Here is a 5,819-nt window from a genome sequence, read left to right as displayed (position 1 = left end):
ATACAAAAGGCTTTACATGGAGAGGCGGCGGGCATGATAGGCTTGGCTGCCGGGCGATACCTGATTTTAAAAAGGTTTCGCTCTATCGCTTTTCATTATGCATGCAGAGCTCCATGTCAAGCCGGCAAGATGGTATGAGGGATTAAGAGAATTATTATATGTATATTAATAAATGCTTACAGGTCAAGTTGTAGTGAGACTTAAAAAGGACTGGGATGCTGAGATCCTTGCTTTTGAAAAAGGTAAGGATCATATTATTAAGTTGGATGATACATTAACAGAAGGAATCATTAAGCAAATTCCGCAGAGGTTCTAAATAAGAATCTTCGCATATATTTTTTCTAAGTACAGTAACTGGGAAGTTTAATGTTCTATTCGTAAATAGTTAGGGAATTTAAAAAAGAAAGCAAAAACAGCTAAATATGTTTTGGCTGTTTTTGCTTACATAATTTCAGTTAATAACCAGAGTCTTCTGAGGTAAGATTATCTATCATTTTATAATCGTACTTTTGCAATGGTTTTTCAGCAGGCCCCTCAAGTACTTCTCCTGTATAAGAGAAGCGAGAACCGTGGCACGGGCAATCCCAAGAACGTTCACCATTGTTCCATTCAACTTCGCATCCGATGTGAGTACAAGTTGTATCTACAATATGAAGCTTACCTTCTCCATCTCTATAAGCTCCTTTTCTATGCCCATCGATGTCAATAACAGCCCCTTCATCGTTGGATAGATCATTGATACATTTCTGAGGAATCTCTAATTTCCCTTTAATTAAGTGACCGACAACATTGGTGTTTTCAACTAAGAAGTTCTTCAGACTTGGATTCATATGGAAGCGGGAAGGGGTATACAATTCCCGGTACTTGTTCTTTTCTCCAAATATAATATCTCGGAATAAAAGCGCAGCTGCAGTTCCGTTTGTCATACCCCATTTCCTGTATCCGGTAGCAATTAATACATTCTTTTGACCAGAGGTGACTTCACCGATGTATGGAATCTTGTCCAGTGTAATTAAATCTTGAGCTGACCACCGATATGCAATATGTTCGAGTCCGAAAACTTGTTGTCCGAATACTTCCAAGGCCTCGTAATGTTTTAGTGTGTCTCCTCCTTGTCCTGTTTTATGACTTTCTCCAGAGATAAGGATCATTTCTTCCCCATTAATTGTTGCACAACGGAGAGATCGTTTCGGTTCATCTACACTAATATACATGCCCCCCGGATAGTCTTTCTTTGTTTTAGCAGCAATAATATAGGAACGGTCTGCATGCATTCTTGTAGAGTAAAGTCCTGCACCTTCATAAAAAGGGAAATGAGAACAGGCCAGAACGATGTTTCCTGTAACCCTAGCTCCTCCACGAGTAAGAACCACAGGTTTTTCGCCAGTCTCAATATTTATCGCTGTCGTATTTTCAAAGATGTATCCGCCTTTTTCTGTAATTATTTGTGTAAGATGAGCTAAATATTTGAGTGGATGGAATTGTGCCTGATTTTTCATAACAAGCGCATTATGTATTTCTAAATCGAAAGGAAGTTTGTTTACCAGTTTGCCTTCAATACGAAGTTCTTCATAGGCCTCTGCTTCTTTTTCCAGTTTGAGTGCATATTCCTCTGTTGTGGCATACACATAGGCATCTTGATGAGTGAAATCACAATCAATATGATGTTTATTAATCGTTTCTTGAATAAATTTTAAAGCATCGATGTTCGCTTCGTAATACAATCTTGCCATAGTTTTCCCGGTATATTGGATCAGTTCATCATAAATTAAATCGTGCTGGGCAGTGATTTTAGCTGAGGTATGTCCTGTTGTCCCGTTCAGTAATTTGTCTGCTTCTATAATAGCGACCTTCAGACCTTCATTCACCAAAAGATAGGCAGAAGTAATGCCTGTAATTCCGCCCCCTACAATAATGACATCGACTTGCATGTCCTTCTCCAGGCAGGGGTATTCTGGTAAATGAATAGTGTTTGCCCAATAAGATTCGGCGTTAAGGGGTAATTTTCCATTGTAATTATCGTTGTTGGTCACTATAAACCCTCCATCCAATGTTTTATTGTTTTATTATTTCCATTTATTAGAAGGATAAACTTTGAGTTTTGAAAACAGCAAATTGTTATATCGTGCACAATAACAATGATTAATTTTTTTTTAGCCTTTTGAGTGATTTATCAATTTAGATGAAATACTTGCGCAAGCTGAAACAATGCATTCTTAAAATTTAAAAGTAAATAATTCGGAGTGTGTTTTTTCCCTGTGATGGACATTGTTTTTTGTTTACAGGTGATGGCGCCCTCAGCTAACAGTCCAGGAAATCAGTTCCATGCTCTATTATGGCTGCAAGCCTATAATCTTCGTTTTGAACAACGATGGATATACGATTGAGAAGTATTTGAATGTCAAAACAGAGGGGCAAGAGTACAACCAAATCCCTCAATGGTCTTACACCCGTCTGGCCGAAGCCTTTGGGGGTAACTCGTTTACCGTTACGGTCCAGACCTATGGAGAGCTTGATCTAGCTATAATCCAAGCTGAAACGGAAAGTACCGAAAGGCTCTGTATCATTGAAATGATCGCAGGGGATCCAATGGACGCACCTGAAAATATGCGACGGCCGCACAGTTATATGGTGAAGCAAGAAATGCAGCGCAATCAGAAATAGTCCCGATTAACAAGAATGTTCCCGAAATATGACTCTAATCTTTAAAGGAGACCTTTAAAGAAGATCATTTAGAAAATTAGCATTTTTAAGTCTCTCCCTTCTCCCCGTTTTGAAACAATTGTAGCCTTGGGATAAAGGTTGTTTAAATTGACTTAATACCTTGATAAAGGAGTACATAGAAAAAGTGTGTTTTGAAAAAATTGATCAAAACACGCTTTTTTATATTCAATTGAAAGTTCTAGTTATCTATTGTAATATCCGCATGGAATATACCAAAAATGGAGCAATATTAAAAGGAAAATTCCCCTATTCCCTGACCCTAATTTGATACTAATAGAACATTTCTAATCATATTCTTATAAAAAAATAAAAAGGGGTGTAAAGTTAGTTGATAAAAGTAAAGGTTAGTTTACGACCCATTGTAAGTAAGATAAATTTACCTACCGTTTTGAAAACAACTATACTTCCAGGTGACTCAATTGAAAGATTATTTATTGCTACCCAGGTAGGAGAGATCTTTTACATAGGAAACAGAGTTATAAGGACTTTTTTAGATATTCGCCCGCGAATCTTAAAATTAGGTAGTTCTGAACAAGGTGTTTCTGGTAGTGGATACGATGAACGGGGATTATTAGGACTAGCGTTTCATCCAGAATTTTATTATAATGGTTTGTTTTATCTTCATTATTCAGTTGCTGGAACACAAGGTCCAGGGGCTCTTCCTGAATCTTTTAAGCCTAAACCGTGTGATCCCAGACCTTTAAACCTAAGGTGGATAAATAGAGAAACTCAATATGATCATATTGATACAGTTGAAGAATGGATTTTACAATCGAATGGTCAACCTCAAAAAAGACGGACATTACTTAACATAAGAAGACCATTTTTTAATCATAATGGTGTCAATAGCTTAAACTTTTCACCTGAAACCGGAAAACTTATTTTAACAACTGGAGATGGTGGATCAGGTTATGATCCATTTAATTTAAGTCAAGATAATATGGAGATAGCTGGTAAAATAATTGAAATGGATGTAGTTAAGAATACATTTATCTATGATCCACCCGTAGTCACACGTTTTAATGAACTCCCCACATCTATTCAGGAAACGCTTACGGTAATTGCAAAAGGGGTTCGCAATACAACAGGCATTTCATTTCAAAGGTTTTATAATCAGACTATCAAATATGTGGGCAATGTCGGACAGGATTTGGTAGAGTCGATTTTTTCATTCGTTCATTATAAACCAATACCGGTTACTCAGCTTATTCAAGCTTCTTTAATGAGATCTATACCTGACCAAGAAGGAATTATTAACTTTGGTTGGCGAGGGTGGGAAGGTGCTTTTCCTACTTCGTTTATAAGGGACTGTTCTGCAAATCCAACTTTGGATGAGAAATCGATTGCTTATTACAATGACACAGTAAATACTTCAGTGAGGCGTCTACAGCCTTTAACTAGTTATTTTCATAAAGATCCTCGACCCGATAAGTTTGGAGGAACTGCACTTACAGGAGTCCAGCCATATATGGGGAATAGAATCCCAAATTTAACGGGAAACGTTGTGTTTACCGATCTTGCCCGGAAGGAAGAATCTCGACCTCCGGTTAGAGGGGTTTTAGCTTATACCAAGGTAAGTACAGATTGTAAACTAAACGATTTTAGTGTTATTGAAACCGATTATAATTTTGGAGAGCAATCAGCTTATTATGTTACTTTGGGAACGAATCTGGATCAAACCAGACTATATTTAGGGGTTCATGGTTCTATGAAAGCGACTGATTTTAACCAAGGAACTGTTTTTGAAATTGTTCCATGATTTTTTATAACTATAAAATTCGACGGTTAGAATATTTGTCAATATTTACTGAATTTATGATGGTAAAGACAAAGTAGGAGGAAATTTCAGAATAGGGTAAATTGTAGTATTGTAATAAAGTTTGTTCAAAAATACCTTACAATACTTCAATTTTATATCCTAATAGAACCAAGATATCTTCTGGCATTAAAATTATTTTAATTGTATCTGTGCGATACATCGTAATCCCCCTAGAAAAAGCTTCTATTTTTAAATATTCAAGGAGGAACAGTTCTCATTCCTCCAATTGATTACTAACAGGAAATAACTCATGAAACACAAGGGAATGAATAGTATAGAAAGTGACGAATTGGATATTTTTAGGGGGTGCATTTGATCAATCGATTTGTTCGTTATTGGTATCAATCGATGATAGAGATAGATGGAAACTATGTTCATTTGAGAAAGAGGTCCCTTACAGACAAGTTAGTTATTTTATCCTTACTGAGTACATTTGCCACTATGTTTCAATCAGCGGGGGGCTTTATGCCTGGTATAGGCTATCTGATTAGTTTTCTAGCGACATAACCAATTTTTTTAGCTACTTGCTTTTCTATCCGCCAAGGAATCTTCTCTTATACCCTTACGATTTTCCTTTTATTTATTATTCAGCCGAGTGAACTAATTATCTTTCCCTTTACTACAGGTTTATTAGGTATAGCGATAGGTTTCGCCTTTTTACAACTGAAGAGGAGAATTGTGGTTGTTTTCTTTTCATCAATATGTCTACTTTGGGGTATTATGGTGATTCTGTATGTATTCTGTTTTCCAGTGCTAGGTCCTACTGTTGATACAACTATGGATTCAAAGGTTATCTCAATGATATTTATATTGAGTTTTCTTTACTGCTGGATCTTCGCGGAACTTTGTAGAATACTCATGAATAGATTGTGTCGGACATTGCCTTAACAGTTGAGTAATATCTTTTTGGCTAGCAACAAAGTCTTTGTACTAAATTCTATACAAGTTATGGCAGGGTTGGCGCAACAAACTGCTGCAGCTTGTGGGGAAGTAAATGCTTCAGTTGATGAACAAGCACGCTCCATTCATACGGTTGCTGAAGATGCAACTAATCTAACAGCACTTAGTTATGAGCTTCAACAAGCAGTGATAAAAGGATGTTGGAAGGGTTAAAAGCAAATAGAACGTAGAAAGAAGGGGAGCATTACGCCCCTTTCTTTTTGATTATTGATCTAAAGATTCCGTACAATTCTACATTTTTCGCTGTATAGAAACATAATATTACTTATTCAATAAAATGGCTCGATTGTTGAAAATCAATGAATAAATTGAAGTA

Annotated in this window: 4 protein-coding genes and 2 pseudogenes; 5 read left to right on the top strand and 1 reads right to left on the bottom strand. The window is 36.5% G+C overall.

Translation table 11 applies throughout. From position 1 onward, the window contains the following. The first annotated feature begins 172 nt into the window (after nt 1-172). Nucleotides 173-316 carry a hypothetical protein gene (locus tag V7014_RS22255; RefSeq protein ID WP_335510442.1) on the top strand — a complete coding sequence of 48 codons (144 nt, stop codon included), beginning with the start codon at nt 173-175 and terminating at the stop codon, nt 314-316. A 139-nt stretch (nt 317-455) separates the two neighbouring features. Here the strand turns inward: V7014_RS22255 and V7014_RS22250 are convergent, their stop codons facing one another. Further along, nucleotides 456-2,033: an FAD-dependent oxidoreductase gene (locus tag V7014_RS22250; RefSeq protein WP_335510440.1), complete on the bottom strand. Its 1,578-nt coding sequence runs from the start codon at nt 2,031-2,033 to the stop codon at nt 456-458. Nucleotides 2,034-2,275: 242 nt separating this feature from the next. On the opposite strand from V7014_RS22250, the pseudogene V7014_RS22245 reads away from it, so the two are divergent. The 4 genes and pseudogenes from V7014_RS22245 to V7014_RS22230 form a co-directional block, all read left to right on the top strand. After that, a pseudogene (locus tag V7014_RS22245) lies at nt 2,276-2,664 on the top strand (thiamine pyrophosphate-dependent enzyme); the annotation flags it as partial. 388 nt (nt 2,665-3,052) lie between these two features. Next, complete coding sequence (locus tag V7014_RS22240; protein WP_335510438.1) at nt 3,053-4,483, top strand: PQQ-dependent sugar dehydrogenase; 1,431 nt, start codon at nt 3,053-3,055, stop codon at nt 4,481-4,483. Between the two features lie 375 nt (nt 4,484-4,858). Beyond that, nucleotides 4,859-5,431: pseudogene (locus V7014_RS22235) on the top strand (hypothetical protein). Between the two features lie 18 nt (nt 5,432-5,449). Continuing rightward, nucleotides 5,450-5,656, top strand: a complete 207-nt coding sequence (locus tag V7014_RS22230) for a hypothetical protein (RefSeq protein WP_335510436.1) — start codon at nt 5,450-5,452, stop codon at nt 5,654-5,656. Nucleotides 5,657-5,819 lie beyond the last annotated feature (163 nt).

It is taken from the genome of Bacillus sp. JJ722 (assembly GCF_036963345.1).
GTDB lineage: Bacteria > Bacillota > Bacilli > Bacillales > DSM-1321 > Bacillus_AD.
This window is presented reverse-complemented; position numbering and strand designations above follow the sequence as displayed.